Genomic DNA, 17099 nt, shown 5'->3' on the forward strand with positions numbered 1-17099 from the left:
GAGGTAAACCACAAAATCGCCAGTTGGTGTTGCCAAGAGAATTTGATTCTCGCTTATGTCTGCGGTGGGGCGCATCGTGGACGTTAAACAAACAGCCTGTGAAGGCGTTCTGACCGGGGGTATTCGGGCTGGCTCGTTTATTCTACTCCAAAAAGCGACCCATCTCACGATCGTCAAGGTCATGTCAATTTTCGGGGCATCGAACCCCTCAATTGACGCGGGGAGTCCATGTATCCCGACGCTGACGCTGATGGGTACAGCGCGGGACTTATTGCTCCGGTGAACCCCTCACAAGTTAAAGATCCCCGGCATCTTGGAGATGTCGGGGATCTAGCGCGATCTGGCGTTACGGGAGGATGTCAGGAGGAGTTAGAAGGGGATTTTGGCAATCTGGCTTAACCCACACCAGCTAGGGATTTTTGAGGAGGGCGATCGCCCATCGGGGCGCTGAGTGCTTCTTCGAGTTCTGCACACCCCAAGCGTTCTTCGAGAACGTCCATCACTTCCCGTCCGAAGTCTTGGGGATCGCGCTGCCACGCTTCTAAACAGACTTCGCCGAAAAACGATCCCAAGGGTTCGGGATTCCACAGCAATTTCCGCGCCGTCCACGGCATCATACTCATGGGATCGTAATCCGGTTTCAAGATGCCTCGATCGAGAGCGTAGTCTTCTAAGTGGGTGTGAGGTTGCAAGCCGATGAAGAAAATCGCCGGTTCGACTTTATCTCGACCGAAAATCCGTTCGAGTTCCCGGTGATAGGCAATCGTCTGACGAATGGTGTCGTAGGTTTCGTCAATGACGTTAAAGGAGTAGTTGACGGAAACGAGATCGTTGAATCCCGCCGCTTTGAGATCGCGGCAGTTTTGCAAGACGACACGCAGGTTGTACCCCATCCGCATCTTCCGAACCAGTTCTTGAGACCCGCTGGTGATGCCGATCTCAAAGTAGTTCATCCCCGTTTTCACCATTAAGTCGCACAGTTCGGGGTTGAGGTTGTCCGCCCGGATGTACGCCGCCCAATGTATATCCTCCATCCCAGAATCGAGGATTTTTTGTAGCAGTTCGATCGCGTCGTTAATGTAACGACGGGCGGGGATAAACTGGGCGTCGGTAAACCAAAAGTTGCGAATGCCGCGATCGTACAGTTGCCGCATTTCTTTAACCACTTCATCGGCAGGATTGACGCGCACTTGTTTCCCTTCGATGACGGTATAAACGCAGTAGCAACAGTTATGGGGACAGCCCCGTTTGGTTTGAACGCCGATGTAAAAGTCGCGATCTTGGAAGTAATAGTCGAATTCCGGCCAGATGCTGGCGATGTAATCGTAATTACAGGCCGTTTTTTCGATTGGGGTTGGTTTTTCGTGAATTAACCGTTCTCGAGGCGTGGTTTCTCCAGCGACGTAACAGCGTTCGTCTTGGAATTCTTGTCCGCGAACCAGGCGTTCGAGGAGGGTTTCTCCTTCGCCGACGGAGACGATGGTTCCTTTGGGTAGGCTGTTTCCGAGTTGTTCGTAAAACACGCTCACCGCCCCACCGCCGACGACGCAACGGGCTTCGGGGTGATACTTACGGGCCTGTTTGAGACCTCCCCGAATCAGGCTGGTGTTGCGCCAGAGTTCGCCGTAGTAAGACGCGGCCAGACGCAAACCGCCGAACGCACCCCGAAGTTTCACGAGTGGATTGTTGGCGTAGTAAAACTCGAACGCGTTTTGCAGGGGGTTGCCGCCACGTCCGCCAACCGGGGCATAAATTTGAATGTCTCGCCAGGAAAAGACAAGCAGTTGGGGTTTGAAATCGTCGATGCTGACTTCGAGAGCGCCCTTGTAGTCGAGGGGAGGAACTGCGCCGAGGTCGAAAATTCGCTGGTCGAGATGGGGGAAAAGCTTGTGTAGGAAATCTGCTAGGTAGACGACGCCGATGGGGAAGATGGGATTACACGGCAGACGGACGTATAACACCCGCTCGATTTTCGTACTCATTTTGAAAACGCTTTTCACATATCTTTACTTTTTAAGATAGCACCAACTTTTCCTCGAGGGTGGCGATCCCCTGCCCTGACGAGGCGATGTTTTTGGCAGGTGAAGGGCGATCGTCAGAAAAAATGGCGATCGTTTGGGATCGCAGGCGGTTGGGGGCGATAAATTGGAGAGAAACAAAAGTCTCGGCTTTGCGGCTGGTTGAAACGGGAAAAGGTCAGAGCGAACTGTTGTTAGGTCGAGAAAAGAGCGATTGAAAATATAGAAAAAATCTTTAGAGCGTTCCGAACGAAACTCAGACCGCGTAAAATGGTCTGCGGCAACCTTACTAACATTTAATTACCGCGATCCCAACCCACATCCGCGATCTAAGGCTCGATCGTCAAAAATCTTGCTGTTTTACGCAAAAACACCGAGTCGCTCGTTAGGGCGATCGCAATTTCTAACACTTGGTATTCGCTTTTACAGCCATCTGGGATCGCGAGGTGTTAGGCTTTCAGGTATAACAATCGATCGACTTTTGAAGAAAGCACGTTTCTCAAACAATCATGGCTCAGATTCTCGATCCCTTACCCAAAAACAGCGCTAATCCCCTTCTCTGCTGCTACATCAACGCGACCAGCCAAATCCAAGTCGCTCGCATCACCAATATTCCTAACTGGTATTTCGAGCGGGTGGTGTTCCCCGGACAGCGCTTGGTATTTGAGGCATTGCCCCACGCTCAACTCGAGATTCACACGGGCATGATGGCTAGTTCGATCCTTTCCGATACGATTCCTTGCAATCGCTTGACGGTTACAACTGAATCTAACGGTACTGAGGATTCTACCTCGAAAGAGGACACACACACTGTAAAGAATTGTGAAGATCCGTTTGGGGGAGGGTCGCAATCTTCGACGAACGGCGAGAAGGAACCTGCTTTAGCCTCAGTTGAATAATCGAAACCCTTTAATTAAAAAACAAGTTAAAGGTCAAGTTGAAATGGTGTGAGGGAGTGCGAGGGCGTCGCCTCGAGGAAAGACCAAACCACTCAAAACGAGGGTCGATCGCGACGCCATGTTGGATCGCAATAGAATTGACTGAAAATCAGGGTTTCAAGCCCCGCCCTTCTAGGGCGGCATTTGAAAATGCTAAACTGAAGTCAGTCCGATGCCGGGTGAACTCGTCGGTAGCCCAGCCCGTAAAGGGTCTTAACGACCGTTGCGACATCGGTGTAGAGGTGCGAGAGACCTCTTTAAAAACGCAAGCACTCAGAAGAGTCGCCAGTCCAGAAAAGTCGAGCATTGCCTCAAATGCTTTCCAACGTACCGTGGGGCGCACGGAAACGTAAAAAAAGCCTGGGGAGATCGGCCCTCTGGGGTCTTCAGCCACTGTCTTAAAACAATCCAGTCGGAAGTTGAAAGACGGTGGGTTCGAGCCAGCGAGTTGGCTTCTGAAGATTTAAAGGTGGATCGACGAACCAGGAATCCCCCTGCCAATTGGCAGGGGAGAACGTCAAAAGGTAAGATCCGAGGGAACCTCGCAAGTCAAACGCGAAACTCTTGGATCTTCCTTCGTTTTTATGGTTGTGGCGTATCGCCGCTTGGTCGATGGGGCTGTCGCTGACCGCTTACGTCCTCCTCGGTATCACTGGAGGCTGGATGTTCGCCACCCGCACTCAGAAAAAACCCCGTCCGAAGGGGTTGCGTCTCGCCCATCTCATCGTGGGGGGAACGTTGGTGACGTTGGTGCTGCTGCTGCTGACGATCGGGATTGTCGGAACCCTGGGTTACTACGGGAATTTAGGACATTCGGCGCATCTTCCGGCTGGGTTGGTGGTGGTGGCGTTAGTTCTGGTGTCGGTGGTCAGTGGGTTGCGAATCCACGCCAAACGCCCCGATATGCGTCGCCTTCACGTTGCGACTAACGTGCTGTTGTTCGTCGCCTTCGCCGCCGTGTCGTGGACGGGGTGGAGCGTCGTGCAAAAATATTTGCCTTAAGTTAAGTTAAGTGAACTTAACTAGTTTTAAGGTGCGATCGCCGTGTCTGAAACGCCAATCTCCGAGCCTTCTATTTTCCGCATTTCTCCGTTAATCCGCGCGACCCTCATCGGGTTGTATGTTGCCTTGACGGTTCCGCTTCCGTTTTTGGCGGAGGTGACTGAGGCGTCGGTTCCCCCCGCGTTGTTGTGGGTGGGAATTGCGATCGGGTTTGTGGCGTTGTACGGGGTATTGGGAGAACGGGTGGTTCTCGACGAGGCGGGAATTGGTGTCAGTTATCCTCGCTGGTTTCCTAGTTTTTTGCGGAAAGGTTGGTTTCTTCCGTGGGAGGAGGTTCGGGCATTGAAGCCTCGCAGTACGGGACAAGGGGGACTCGTGTATTATTTTGTGGGCGAGTCGGATCGGGCGTATTTGTTACCGATGCGCGTGGTGGGGTTCTCGAAGTTGGTGCAGCAGGTGGAGGCGAAAACGGGAATCGATACTCGCGACGTTCGCCCTTTGGCGCAACCTTGGATGTATTTGATTTTGTTGGGATTAACGCTGTTGTTGTTGCTGGTGGATAGTTGGGCGATCGTGAATGCGAGTTCGATGGTTTAAAAGTTAGTTTTGTAGAGTGGATGATGCTCACCTTCCCAGCAATTTCTTGGATTTTGAATAGCTGAAATTTTACCTTTTCGTTCGCCAGAGGAATTCTTTTTAAAAGCTTTCAATAATGCTCGATCTTACATTCCACAGTGATTGCATCCCCGTTTTGCAGAAACAGGAAGATTGGAAGCTAAAACTCTTATTCTCTCGTGTAGATTGGCATTTTTGAGATGCACCCTTCCACAGTTGAGGAAGAATTAAAAGAAGAGGCATAGTAAAGACTCACAATGCACACCACCCCCTGCCCTGTCACTCATTGGTTCTCTGCCATCTACCCCAACTCTAAAATATCCATACCCACTATATGAATCCAAGAATTCAAGATACAGCCCGTAATTCATCAAATCTGCCCACAAATATTTTGGTTACCGGCTCATCGGGTTGGCTGGGGCGCTTCTTAGCTCCAAGATTGCGCCAAGCCGGTTACCAAGTAACAGGACTTGATGTTGCTTCTAGTCCCGATACAACAGTAGTTGGCAGTGTCGTCGATCGTTCACTAATCGACCAGGTTTTCTCCGATTACAACATTCAGGCAGTTATTCACTGTGCCGCACTTCACAAACCTGATATCGTTCGATACTCTGCAAAAGCATTCATTGATGTTAACGAAATTGGCACGCTAAACCTTCTTGAGGCGGCAGTAGCAGCCGGACACGATCGCTTTGTCTTTACATCTACTACGTCACTAATGATTTCAAAGGAGATGCGAGCAGGTGTAGAGGCAGGTTTAGAAAAGGCTTTCTGGTTAGATGAGGAGTTTGGGCCGATCCGACCTCGTAACATATATGGCGTGACTAAATTTGCCGCTGAAAATCTGTGCCAATTATTTTCCTCGAATCATGGTCTTGATATTGCTATCCTGCGCACAGCACGTTTTTTCCCAGAAGAGGATGACACTTTGAGATTTCCCAGTGGTCTAAATCTCAAAGCCAACGAGTTTCTTCATCGGCGGCTGGCAGTTGAAGATGCTGCGGAAGCTCATATTGCGGCTCTCGAAAGAATCAAGGGTATGGGATGTAAGACTTTTTTACTATCAGCACCTACACCTTTCAACCGAAGTGATGCCAAGTCTCTCATATCAGATGCTCCGAGTGTTATCTCTCACTATTTTCCAAATGCTGCAATGCTATATAAAAAAATGGGTTGGAGTTTCCCTAGATGCATCGATCGAGTATACGATTCGTTAAGGTTACAACTAGAATTGGGATTTCGTCCGAGGGTAGATTTCTCAGTCATCCTTGATGCTTTAGCGTCGGGTGAATCCTTGCCGTATACACACGATCCTCATTACACATCACCAAAAGAATCGTCGGGTAGTCATGCACAGTGATGATGACGAGCGCGGATTGAAGCATGATACTGACGGAAGTACCAAATCGTTTTTACATAATTTTCTGACTTTTTAGAAAAAGACAAAGTTCTACGAACGAGTCGAGACACACGCTAACGAAGAGTCTTATAGCCTAACGTGCAGTCGCACGATCGATCTCGAATTAAGAGACACCTATTTGGCATTCCTACTGTCACCCTAACTCGTACCCCATATCGACCCAATAGTGCCAATCTTCGATGCACTGGCGACGTTCTAAGTTGTCGTCGTCTTCTAAACAGCGAATTTCCGACAGCGGTACGGAAAATTCGTCTTCTTCCGTATCTTCGGCGTAGCGAATTTCTACGTACATCTCGCCCATGCACTCTTCCTCGGCTGCCATTGCGACGACTTCGACGATATCGAGTTTTTGTGGGTTATCGCGATTTCCCTGGGTTATCCACTGGGCGGAAAAGGGAAAATTGAGGCGATCGTCTAAGTAAACGTACCACCCCATCGCCTGTTCTTCGGGGGTGTAGGCATCGACGACGATCTCGTAATCGATGCGATGTTCTCGTTCCGTATTGCGATCGCCCATGACTCGACCTCCTCAACGGGTTTTGGCGGTAATTTTGGTCTGCCATTAGTGTAGACGAAACCTCGGTACGATAGGAGATGGCAACCCCCAGGATGCGAGACGAAGATGGCACGTGGCGATCAAATTTACGTTATCCGTCCGTTTTTTAACCTCGACGGCGTCTACGAACACCACGGAATCGACTGCGGCGACGGGAGCGTGATTCATTATTCCAAGCGGGAACCGGACGCGACGGTTCGACGGACTTCGGCGATCGAGTTTACGCAAAATCACTCGGTGTACGTGCGGGAGTATCCCGCTTGTTACATTGCGGAGACGGCGATACAACGGGCGGAAAGCCGCTTGGGAGAGCGTCGCTACAATTTGATTTACAACAACTGCGAACACTTCGCGACTTGGTGTAAAACGGGCATTAGCGACAGCAAGCAAATTCGCAACTTTGCACCGTTGCTGTCTCGCCTCGATCCGCAATCGCTTAATATTCCGATTATCGAGTCAGTTGAAGACGGACACCAGCAAGACGTCCCGCGACTGTTCGATAACGCTCTCGGCGAGATTAAGGTGGCGTGGGACGACGTACAACCTCAGTACAACCAAGCGGTGCAGGAAATGAAGGCTTGGGATGCGGTCGCCCGCAAAGCCCTCGAACGCGATCGCGAAGATTTAGCTCGGGCTGCACTGTTTCGCAAACGAGAATACAAGCACAAAGCCGCCGATCTCAAACGACATCTCGATCGCCTCGCGGAAATGACGGAAATGTTGGTGCGCGATCGCCAAGATTTAACTCCTTAACTGTAAAAAAATATTAAATTTGCAGTATGTATTTGGCTCGAACGCCCTATATGTGCTAGGCAATTTACCGGCGCGAAACGAGATCCCCATTCGCTGTCGCGCGTTCGAGCCGGGCGGATCGGACTTGAGGTGTGACGTTGAGGTGAGATGCTCAGAGGCGATCGCGATCGAGGCGTTTCAACCGTCACAAAAATCCCCTCAATCCCGCACGGGCGTTTAACCCTGACGTGATAATATGAATAACTGTTACGCGCGACTCAGCATCGCGCTCTCGTGTATCGGGGTCTCGTGAGATGCGACCCTCACCAGCGTTACGATTTCCAGCGCGAAGCCTGGAAACGGCAACGATTAAACAACGATACCGTTTGTTAAGGGAAATCACATAACATAATACGCGAGTAGCTCAATGACTCAAGCTTCAGGACCTGCAGACGTCCCCTCCATGGGACGACGGCAATTTATGAACTTCCTCACGTTTGGGGCAGTCACCGGCACGGCACTCGGTGCGCTCTACCCAGTCGTGAATTACTTCATTCCCCCCTCGAGCGGTGGCAGCGGCGGCGGCATCGTCGCCAAAGACGCCCTCGGCAACGACATCGAAGCCAGCGAATTTCTGGCCAAACATAACGTCGGCGATCGCGTGTTAGCCCAAGGCTTCAAAGGCGATCCCACCTACATCGTCGTCGAAGGTGCTAACGCCATCAGCGATTACGGCATCAACGCCGTTTGCACCCACCTCGGCTGTGTCGTGCCTTGGAACGCTAGCGCCGAAAAATTCATCTGCCCCTGCCACGGATCGCAGTACGATAAAACCGGAAAAGTGGTTCGCGGTCCGGCACCGTTGTCCCTGGCCTTGGTTCACGTCGATGTTTCCGAAGACGACAACGTGACGCTGACCCAGTGGACGGAAGAAGATTTCCGAACCAACGAAGATCCCTGGTGGACGTAAAAGATGGCGAGATGGAAACCCTCGTCATCTCGTCAACTCGTTTGCCCGAACACGCTAGCCCTCGAAAGAAGAGAACGTTGTCACAACCGATGAAATACAATCGTGCATTGGCGAGATGGCATCGCCGCGTTGCACCGTTAGCGAAAGGACTGCTGGTGGCGGTCGCGGCCGTCGCGGTGTTCCTGACCAGCGACCTCGTCGCCCCTCAAGCTGCGGCCGCTTATCCGTTCTGGGCGCAACAGACCGCCCCAGAAACTCCCCGCGAAGCGACCGGACGCATCGTCTGTGCGAACTGTCACTTAGCGTCCAAACCGACGGAAGTTGAAGTTCCCCAGTCCGTTTTACCCGACACCGTCTTTAAAGCGGTCGTGAAAGTGCCTTACGACACCAGTGTCCAACAGGTTCTCGGCGATGGAAGCAAAGGCGGTTTGAACGTGGGTGCGGTGCTGATGCTGCCCGAAGGCTTCAAAATCGCCCCTGAAGATCGCATTTCCGAAGAACTCAAAGAAGAAACCGAAGGGCTGTTTTATCAAACTTACAGCCCCGAACAGGAAAATATCGTTCTGATCGGACCTCTGCCCGGTGACGACCATCAGGAATTGGTGTTTCCGGTGCTGTCTCCCGACCCCCGTACTGATAAATCTGTTAATTTCGGTAAATTCTCTGTTCATGCCGGTGGAAACCGCGGCCGCGGTCAGGTGTATCCTGCCGGAAACAATAGTAATAACGTCGCTTACAAAACTGCTAGCGGTGGTGTGGTGACAAAAATCTCGCCGGTTGAAGCAGGCGGTTACGAAGTTACGTTGAAAACTAACGACGGTGAAGAAGTCGTCGAAACGATTCCGCCAGGTCCGGAAATCCTCGTGTCTGAAGGTCAGCAAGTGGCGGCTGGAGAAGTTTTGACCACCGACCCCAATGTAGGCGGTTTCGGTCAAAAGGATACTGAAATCGTGTTACAAAGTGCGACTCGCATTAAAGGATTGCTGGCGTTCTTCGCCATCGTCATTTTGTCGCAAATTATGTTGGTGTTGAAGAAGAAACAGGTCGAGAAAGTTCAAGCGGCAGAAATGAACTTCTAAGACTGGTTCGACGCGACATTTTAATAACATCAAGGATTAGGACGTTTCCGTGTTTTGGGGAAACGTCCTTTTTTTGGCGCGTGAAGTGGAAGCGGGCGGAAAATATCCGATAAGTTCAAGGTTTTTCACCACAGAGACACAGAGACACAGAGGACACAGAGGTTCTGACTGGAAAATGAGAGACTTCTTTCAAACAGATATCGGGAAAACAGATCCCCTGCATCTTGAAGATGCAGGGGATCTAGCTGTTTCTCTAGCTGTTTCGGAGGTCTCTGTGCATCGTTCCCTTTCTATCTCGGAAATAGGGTTTCTCCGGGCGAGGTCTCGATCGCTCTGCTCGAGAAATGGTATAAATCATTAACAACTGGTTAAGTGAAAATTTTTTGCAAACTTCTGAAGCTTTAACAAGTTTTATCAAACTGTGTCTGTCGAACAAAAAACTATTACTGTCGGTTCCTGGGAATGGTTTTACCGTGAAGCCAATCCCGTGAACCCACCACAAGTTCCGACTGTGGTATTTCTCCACGGTATCCCCTCTCTCGGCTACAGCTGGAGTGCGCTGATGCCGGACTTGGCCAGTCAGGGGCTTCGCAGTATCGCCCCGGATTGGTTGGGATTCGGACGGTCGAGCAAACCTCAACGGCGAGAGTTTCCCTACACCCCCGATAGCTTTGTGGCGGCGTTGGACGATTTTCTCAATACCTTGGAACTCGATCGCGTGTCGTTGGTGGTTCAAGGGTTTTTGGGGTCGGTGGGACTGCAATATGCCTTGAGACATCGCGATCGCATCGATCGCGTGGCCGTTCTCAACGCCCCTCTGTCTCCCGATGCCAAACTCCCCTGGATGCTGAAACAGATGAGTTTGCCCTTCATCGGCGACATGATGACCCAAGACCCCCTGTTGGTCGATCGCACCTTAGAAAAAGGCAGCGGTTTCGTCATCCCCGACAAAGACCTCGATGTTTACCGCCGTCCTTGGCTGAAAAGTTCTGATTCTGGGCGAGCTTTACTCTACACCCTCAAAAACTTGCAACTCGATCGAGCCACCGCTGAAATTGACAGCGGTTTCCGCCAGTGGACGAAACCTGCCCTCGTAGTTTGGGGCGTTCTCGATCCCTGGCTCTCCGTCGAACCCGCCAAAACCTTCGCCGACAATTTGGAGAACGGGAAATTTATCAGCCTCGAAGAAGCCGCCCACTATCCCCAGGAACATTGGTCGCAAGACGTGGGAAAAGCTTTGATACCATTTTTGCGCCGCCGTTCGACGGACAGTTAGAAACCACTCGCAAAGGATTCGATCGTGACGAAATATGTAATGTGGGGCAGCTACTGCGAAGATGCTCTAGAACGCCGAAAACCCTACCGCCAAGCCCACCTCGACGGTCTCAGCCAACAGAAGGAATCGGGGGTTCTGGTGACGTTGGGGCCGACGAAAGACAATACGAAAGTGTTCGGGATTTACGACGCCGAAGACGAAGCCACCGTTCGCCAACTGGTGGAAAACGACCCCTACTGGAAAAACGGCATTTGGACGGAATATCAAGTCAAGGAGTGGATTCAAGCGTTTTGACAAATGCCGTCACTCTACAAAATATTAAATTTCTGTAAACCGATCCCCATCTTAGAGTAGGATCGGAAAACACGGAAAGTTCGCCTGTATTCTTCGACGGTCAAGGGGTTGTCCGATCGCTTTCCCCCGCGATCGAACGCGCCGACCTTCTCAGACTCGGCGATTTTTTTTAAACAAATCTATAATTTAGTTAAGAACCGTTTCAAACTGTTGTTATTTTCGCGGATGTCATGTATAGCCGCTTTTTTGCGTCGTTACCTGTTGAAATTCCCGTTCCCGAGCAGCCCGTTCCCATCCAACATTACCTGCGCCAGCCTCAGCGGTTAGTCAGCGCCCTCGTCGATCCCTCCCGCACTGAAAAATTAAGTCCCGACTGTTTTCGGTTGAAAATGCGTCCGCTGAACTTTCTGATGCTGAGCGTACAGCCGACAGTGGACATGAAAGTCTGGGCTGAAGCGAACGGAACCGTACATCTGCGATCGCGCCGTTGTGAAATTCGCGGTGTCGAATACATCAACCAACGATTTTCTCTGGATTTGGTGGGACACCTCGAACCGCGCACCGAAAACGGTAAAACCACTCTTTACGGCCGGGCGAACCTAGAAGTGAAAGTGGAAATGCCGCCGCCGCTGTGGTTTACGCCCCAACCCATTATCGACGCCACGGGAAACACCCTCCTCACCAGCGTCCTGCATACCATCAAACAGCGTTTGACGCGTCATTTAATTGCCGATTACCGTGCCTGGGCCGGACAAGAGCGGCACCAGCAACGTCAAAACACGACCCTACAACTGTCTCCCAACGCACAAAGCAGCTAGACCGCCCGGTAAAACGTTAACGTGGTACGAAGTTGGATTCAGAAATGTTACCGCGATCTACCCCCGCTGTGACCGACCGAGCCGAGGGACGAAAGGACTCCGTCCCGCTTGCGCGAACGCACCGCCGACGACCCCGTCAACGGTGGCTGCGATCGAGCCTTGCCCTCAGTGTCTGCCTCCTCACGGCTTGCCACAACTTCCTCAAGACTCGTCCGCCCGAGGGGATCGCGCCCAACGCAATTTACTTCGGGTCTGTCCTGGCACTTGAAGGTCAGGAAGAAGCCCTAGGCAATGGGATGAAAGCCGGACTCAAAGCCGCCTTAGAGGGCGAACGAGTCAAACGGCGGCAGCTCCAGCTCGATTTTGAAAACGACTTTTACGAACCGCCCACCGCCAAACTGGCGACCCAGACCTTACTCGATCGCGGTGTTTTCCTCACGATCGGGAACGTGGGAACCCCCACCGCCCAAGTCACCCTGCCCTTACTGGCAGATGCAGGCGTTCCAGCGGTCGGGTTCTTCACCGGGGCGGGTTTGCTGCGTCAAAACAACGATCGACCCATCGTCAACTACCGCGCTAGTTACGTCCAAGAACTCGAGGCAACGATCGACATTGCCCTCGAAGCCGGACTGACCCCGGACGACATTTGCGTCTACGTTCAAAACGACAGTTACGGTATGGCGGGATTAACCGGATTGAAAGCCGCCCTCGATCGCGCCGGGGCATCTCCCGACATCCTCCAAACTTACGATCGCATCATCAACACCCCAGGAACCCCCCCACCGCGCAACAACCTCGGCCCTGTGGGTCTGTACGAGCGCAACACTCCTGACGTCGAAGCGGGTTACGAATCTCTGAAAACCTGGGAACGAGAAACGGGACGACCCTGCCGGTTCGTCGTCACAGGAGGGTCCTACAGCAACGTCGCCCGCTTCGTCCAACACGCTCGCGATCGAGGCGAAACCTGGGTCGTGTCTGCCCTTTCCTTTACCGGCGGCGACGATTACCGCTTAGACCTCGAAGAATACGGCGTCACCGACGGTATCGTGATGACGCAAGTGGTTCCCCCGATCGATTCCGATTTGCCCATCGTCCGAGATGCCCAAAATGCCTTGGGTGACGAATTTGGGTACGTCTCCCTCGAAGGCTACATCGTCGGGAAAATGACCCTGAAAATTCTCAACGACATCCCCGGCGAACTGACCCGAGATAGCTTTATGAAGCAAGTGGCGAAGTCTCGCTTCGATCTCGGCGGCATCGAAATCGACTTTACTGACAACGACAACCAAGGCTCCGATCTCGTCATTGTCAGTTACTTAACCCCCGATGGGTTTCGCGAACTCGATACTACAACATTGAAAGCCATGTTGGGACAGGATTAGGGGTTCGACTGTGTTCAGTCACCCGTCGTTCGCGAAGATATAGATAGGGTGTACGACACGACCCAAAAACACGAGAACGTTGTCGCTAAACCTGCGTTCCTCATCACGCCTTGACTCCATTATTTCTCTCTTATCTTCCTGACCTTCAACCACAACTCTTAACTTGTCACGGTAAAGATCGCCATGTCCGATCGCACGAACGATAACGATATTCCGCACGCGACGAAACCTTCGGAGGAAACGCCTTCTGTCGCTCCAGATGAGGGAGGAAATGTAAAAGTTTCAAACACCACATTTCCCCCTTCAGATGCTAAAAACAATTCCCAAGAAGATCCGATTCTCAAACCGCTTTCAATTTTCAATGCAAAAGTTGCCGATTTCGTCCGTTGGCTCGAAAACATCTCCCTCCTCAAACTCGCCGCCACCTTGAGCGAAGCCGCGCTGCTATTTGCCCTGGTGTCTTACTTCGTGGGTATTCCCTACCGACGACAACAAACCATCAACAACGTCCGCACAGTCATCTTCAATCGCACCGGTCAGGAACACAGCCAAGGGCGTATCGAAGCCTTACAAACTCTGAACGAACTCTGCGTCAGCAGTCCTGGCATCGAAGCCAAAAATGCCAACTTGTCTGGTATCGATCTAACCAACTGCTATCCCTTGGGGCATCAACTCAACTGGGCGTTTAGGATGCAGATTTTCCAGCCATCTCGGGGAATGAACTTATCTCACTCGAGTCTGTCCGGGGCAAATTTATCTAAAGCTAACTTACAAGAAACGAACTTAAAGGAAGCGGATTTAAGAGGGGTAAACTTAACGGGAGCCAACTTAACCGAGGCCAATCTAGCCGGAGCGGACTTAACCGAGGCCAATTTATCGGGGGCAATTCTCAGCGGAGCGAATTTATCTGACGCCGTCCTCGATCGCGCGGTTCTCAACGGCGCACAACTCCAACGGGCTAAATTGTCCGAAGCCAGCTTTGCAGAAGCCCAGGCACTCTGGGCGAACTTTCAAGAAGCCAATCTCTACCGCATCAACGGGCGATCGGCCAATTTCAACCGAGCCAACTTCGACGAGGCGGAACTGTACAAAGCAAACTTGAGCGACGGTTCTCTCAAATTCGCCAGCTTCGAGGAAAGAACCAGTTTGCGAGAGGCGAACTTACAAAACGCTAACCTGTGGGGCGCGAGGTTCCACGCCACGTCTCAAGTCAAACGGGCAGACAACTGGCAATCGGCGACGCTCAAACCCAACTGGGAGAACCAAATCGCGGTCGATCGCCCGCCTCGCCTGCGCGTCAGTTTAATCAAACCCCAATCCGACACGAGCATTTTCCAAGCTTACGAACTTGGGATGCGACGGGCGGCCAACCGTCGCGTTGAAGTGTGGGGCGTTCCCTCCGCCTCGGGGGTGGAAAACGAAGCAGAAACCATTCGCCGCCTCATCGACGAGGGAACGGACGCCATCGTCATGGTTCCCGAAGATCCCGTCGAGTCCCTCGAGGCGATACGAGAAGCTTACGAAGCGGGAATCGTGGTGATTACCGTCGATTTTTGCTTCGACGAGGAGACGGCTCAAAACTACGTGTTTGCCTGTTACAACACCAACAGTGTCCGCATGGGCTACGATTCGGGGGAGTATCTGGTGCGGTGGGCCCGGAGAAACCGAGGCGATCGCGCCGAAGAACCGTTGAAAATTGGCCTCGTCGATGCAGCGGCTTACGATCGCTATTATCCCAACCTCGAAGGCTTTCTCGCCGCCATGAAGAACTCGGGCGTCGAGTGGGAAGAAGTGGCGGCGACGGGGGCGATTTTACCTTCGGAGGTGGGTCTCGTCGAGGAGATGCTGCGCCAACATCCCGAAATCGAGATTCTCTGGGGCGGGTCGAACGCCGCGACGAAACTGGCGTTAAAGGCGGTGGAAAATCTCGGGTTGAGCGATCGCGTGGCGGTGTTTGGTATTTTCGACTTGTCGCGAGATAACGCCCGACGCCTGCTCGATCCCGACGATCCCCTGCAATCGATTATCGACCAATCTGGCGTGTTCATCGGTTACAACGCCGTTAAAACTGCCGAAGCCGTCTTGCGGGGACAACGGTTGGGCTATGAGTTTTTCCCCGTCGAACACCGTCTGCTGACCCAAGACGATCGCGAGGCGGTGCGCGAACTCCTCGACGAAGCCAATAACATTCAATCCTCGAACCGCATTCAAACTCGACCGAGCGATCGCGACCGCTCTCGAAGTCAGGAGCCGCTGTCGGATACCGAGGAACGTTGGGCTGAGATGGGAGAGCGTTGAATCGCGGCTTCGTGGCTCTCGGCCCAAAGTGTGACGGACGGTCGCACTGTGGGTGGGAATTTCCCGCGTCGAGACGGGCTGACAGAATTGAGAAATAATAGAGGGCGAACTCTCGTAAGGTGAAAGAAAATTGTGATGACAGCAACTGACTGGGTGGCGATCGCCGTTTGGGGGATGAGTTCGATCGTCTGGGTGGAAATCGTGCGAGACTGCAACCACGCCCTCGCTCACGTTTGGCAACCTCTCGGACGACTGCACAACTGGCATCACCGGGTGTTTCGTCCCGATTTAACGCCCGTCAGCGAGACGATTTACCGTCAGGCGCAGTGGCGCAACGACCTCCCCGAATCGTTGGTGATGTTGACGGCCAGCGGCTTGTTTGGCGTGCTGGCGTTCGTGGTGTCTCCAAACGTTTTTTGGGCGGCGTTAGCGGGAACGCTGTATTCGCTCTCGTTTCTGTTTGGGGCGATCGCTCGGGGGATGGGGTGGCAATGGGCCCACGAACTGACGGATTTAACGCACCTTCCCGGGCCGTTTCAGTCGCCGCCGTCGCAGTTGTTTGTCAACCGTCCCTATCATTGGCGACATCATTTCGATAACCAAGATGCTTATTTTTCAGGAGCGTTAACGTTGGTCGATCGCGCGTTGGGAACGGCACTGTCGTTAAAAGGAAAAACCGTCGCCGTCACGGGGGCGTCGGGAACGCTCGGAACGGGGTTGTTGAAACACTTGCATCTGGCGGGGGCGAAAGTCGTCGCGCTCACGTCGAGCGATCGCCAGTTGACGTTAGACCTCAATGGTGAGACGCTTAGCATAAAAACGGTGAAATGGCAAGTCGGACGAGAAACAGAACTGGCCGAACTGTTGGAAAAAATCGATATTTTAATCTTGAACCACGGGGTCAACGTCGGAGGGGAACGAACCCCCGAGGCGATCGAGCGATCGTTTGAAATCAACACCTTTTCGAGTTGGCGGTTGATGGAACAGTTCCTCACCACGGTACGCACCAACCGCGATATGGTTTGTAAAGAAGTTTGGGTGAACACCTCTGAAGCAGAAGTCAGCCCTGCGTTCAGTCCCCTGTACGAACTCAGCAAGCGTACGTTAGGGGATTTGGTGACGATGCGGCGTTTGGACGCTCCCTGTATCGTTCGCAAGCTGATTTTGGGGCCGTTTAAAAGCAACCTCAATCCGATCGGTATTATGTCGGGAGATCGCGTCGCCAAGCAAATTATCAAACAGGCTAAACGAGATACCCGCAACATTATCGTTACGATCAATCCGATAACGGGTATTGCTTTCCCAATTAAAGAGTTTTTTGTATCTTGGTATTTCCGCTTGTTCGGTCACGAACGCAAAACCCCGGAATCCCAAGAATCTTAAGAGGGTTAATACGGAAGGATGCAGTCGGGTTTGACTCGCTGATAAGCAAAGGTGCGATAGCGGTTCTTCCCCTTAAATCTAGGCTTACCGCTACGTTTGCCGTTCTTGTCGCCTTTGATGAACCGAGCCAATGCGAGGTCTACCCGCTTCACCATTTCCTGCAAGACATCAACATAAATAGGGCTTGCTGAACAAAACTGAAATGTAGACCCAGTAAGGATTTTGGGACTTTTTTTCAGAAAATGGTGCAAGGTTTTCCGATCGAGAAGCTCAAAAACCTTGGATTTTCGTCGGCGATTACCGATTCAATTGGGAAGC

General features: G+C 52.2%; 17 protein-coding genes and 2 pseudogenes. 14 read left to right on the forward strand and 5 right to left on the reverse strand.

From position 1 onward, the window contains the following. Positions 1–395: 395 nt before the first annotated feature. The gene (locus POG22_RS08385) at positions 396–1982 is read right to left on the reverse strand and encodes a photosystem II high light acclimation radical SAM protein (protein WP_498904704.1); all 1587 of its coding nucleotides are present in this window, start codon (positions 1980–1982) and stop codon (positions 396–398) included. Positions 1983–2041: 59 nt separating this feature from the next. Here POG22_RS08385 and POG22_RS08390 point away from each other — a divergent pair, with 59 nt between their 5' ends. Both POG22_RS08390 and POG22_RS08395 read left to right on the forward strand, forming a co-directional pair. Next, complete coding sequence (locus POG22_RS08390; RefSeq protein WP_498904706.1) at positions 2042–2236, forward strand: hypothetical protein; 195 nt, start codon at positions 2042–2044, stop codon at positions 2234–2236. A gap of 291 nt (positions 2237–2527) precedes the next feature. After that, positions 2528–2917, forward strand: coding sequence for a DUF1830 domain-containing protein (locus POG22_RS08395; protein WP_063717989.1), 390 nt, complete (start codon positions 2528–2530; stop codon positions 2915–2917). 148 nt (positions 2918–3065) lie between these two features. Here POG22_RS08395 and POG22_RS08400 read toward each other — a convergent pair whose 3' ends face one another. Further along, on the reverse strand, positions 3066–3350 hold the full coding sequence (locus POG22_RS08400) for a hypothetical protein (RefSeq protein ID WP_498904708.1): 285 nt from the start codon (positions 3348–3350) through the stop codon (positions 3066–3068). Positions 3351–3520: 170 nt separating this feature from the next. Between POG22_RS08400 and POG22_RS08405 the strand changes: the two genes are divergently transcribed. The 3 genes from POG22_RS08405 (at position 3521) to POG22_RS08415 (ending at position 5933) form a co-directional block, all read left to right on the forward strand. Next, positions 3521–3958: a DUF4079 domain-containing protein gene (locus tag POG22_RS08405; protein ID WP_063717990.1), complete on the forward strand. Its 438-nt coding sequence runs from the start codon at positions 3521–3523 to the stop codon at positions 3956–3958. Positions 3959–4000: 42 nt separating this feature from the next. After that, entirely contained in the window at positions 4001–4555 is a 555-nt protein-coding gene (locus POG22_RS08410) for a hypothetical protein (protein ID WP_063717991.1), read from the forward strand. A 352-nt stretch (positions 4556–4907) separates the two neighbouring features. Then, entirely contained in the window at positions 4908–5933 is a 1026-nt protein-coding gene (locus tag POG22_RS08415; RefSeq protein WP_074170957.1) for an NAD-dependent epimerase/dehydratase family protein, read from the forward strand. Here POG22_RS08415 and POG22_RS08420 read toward each other — a convergent pair. Continuing rightward, positions 5921–6046: pseudogene (locus POG22_RS08420) on the reverse strand (IS1 family transposase); the annotation flags it as partial. The gene POG22_RS08415 and the pseudogene POG22_RS08420 sit on opposite strands and share 13 nt — an antisense overlap. A gap of 80 nt (positions 6047–6126) precedes the next feature. After that, a complete protein-coding gene (locus tag POG22_RS08425) occupies positions 6127–6510 on the reverse strand; it encodes a calcium-binding protein (RefSeq protein ID WP_498904710.1) in 384 nt (127 codons plus the stop codon). Between the two features lie 105 nt (positions 6511–6615). On the opposite strand from POG22_RS08425, the gene POG22_RS08430 reads away from it, so the two are divergent. The 9 genes from POG22_RS08430 (at position 6616) to POG22_RS08470 (ending at position 16781) form a co-directional block, all read left to right on the forward strand. After that, entirely contained in the window at positions 6616–7302 is a 687-nt protein-coding gene (locus POG22_RS08430; RefSeq protein WP_498904711.1) for a lecithin retinol acyltransferase family protein, read from the forward strand. Between the two features lie 406 nt (positions 7303–7708). Then, positions 7709–8251: a cytochrome b6-f complex iron-sulfur subunit gene (gene petC / locus POG22_RS08435; protein ID WP_063717993.1), complete on the forward strand. Its 543-nt coding sequence runs from the start codon at positions 7709–7711 to the stop codon at positions 8249–8251. Between the two features lie 89 nt (positions 8252–8340). Then, a complete protein-coding gene (gene petA, locus POG22_RS08440; RefSeq protein ID WP_017661846.1) occupies positions 8341–9330 on the forward strand; it encodes a cytochrome f in 990 nt (329 codons plus the stop codon). 421 nt (positions 9331–9751) lie between these two features. Continuing rightward, on the forward strand, positions 9752–10606 hold the full coding sequence (locus POG22_RS08445) for an alpha/beta fold hydrolase (RefSeq protein WP_063717994.1): 855 nt from the start codon (positions 9752–9754) through the stop codon (positions 10604–10606). Between the two features lie 24 nt (positions 10607–10630). Further along, positions 10631–10900 (forward strand): YciI family protein, encoded by a 270-nt coding sequence (locus POG22_RS08450; protein WP_223307636.1) that lies wholly within the window; start codon positions 10631–10633, stop codon positions 10898–10900. Between the two features lie 230 nt (positions 10901–11130). Continuing rightward, a complete protein-coding gene (locus tag POG22_RS08455) occupies positions 11131–11718 on the forward strand; it encodes a DUF1997 domain-containing protein (protein WP_498904714.1) in 588 nt (195 codons plus the stop codon). A 68-nt stretch (positions 11719–11786) separates the two neighbouring features. Next, positions 11787–13100 (forward strand): ABC transporter substrate-binding protein, encoded by a 1314-nt coding sequence (locus tag POG22_RS08460; RefSeq protein WP_498904716.1) that lies wholly within the window; start codon positions 11787–11789, stop codon positions 13098–13100. Between the two features lie 183 nt (positions 13101–13283). Continuing rightward, the gene (locus POG22_RS08465; RefSeq protein WP_498904717.1) at positions 13284–15398 is read left to right on the forward strand and encodes a pentapeptide repeat-containing protein; all 2115 of its coding nucleotides are present in this window, start codon (positions 13284–13286) and stop codon (positions 15396–15398) included. Between the two features lie 135 nt (positions 15399–15533). Then, complete coding sequence (locus POG22_RS08470) at positions 15534–16781, forward strand: bifunctional sterol desaturase/short chain dehydrogenase (protein WP_063717996.1); 1248 nt, start codon at positions 15534–15536, stop codon at positions 16779–16781. A gap of 17 nt (positions 16782–16798) precedes the next feature. Here POG22_RS08470 and POG22_RS08475 read toward each other — a convergent pair. Next, positions 16799–16960 (reverse strand): annotated as a pseudogene (locus tag POG22_RS08475) (RNA-guided endonuclease TnpB family protein); the annotation flags it as partial. Positions 16961–17099: the final 139 nt, after the last annotated feature.

Origin of the sequence: Geitlerinema sp. CS-897, assembly GCF_028368005.1 — a bacterium.
Classification (GTDB): domain Bacteria; phylum Cyanobacteriota; class Cyanobacteriia; order Cyanobacteriales; family Geitlerinemataceae; genus Baaleninema; species Baaleninema simplex.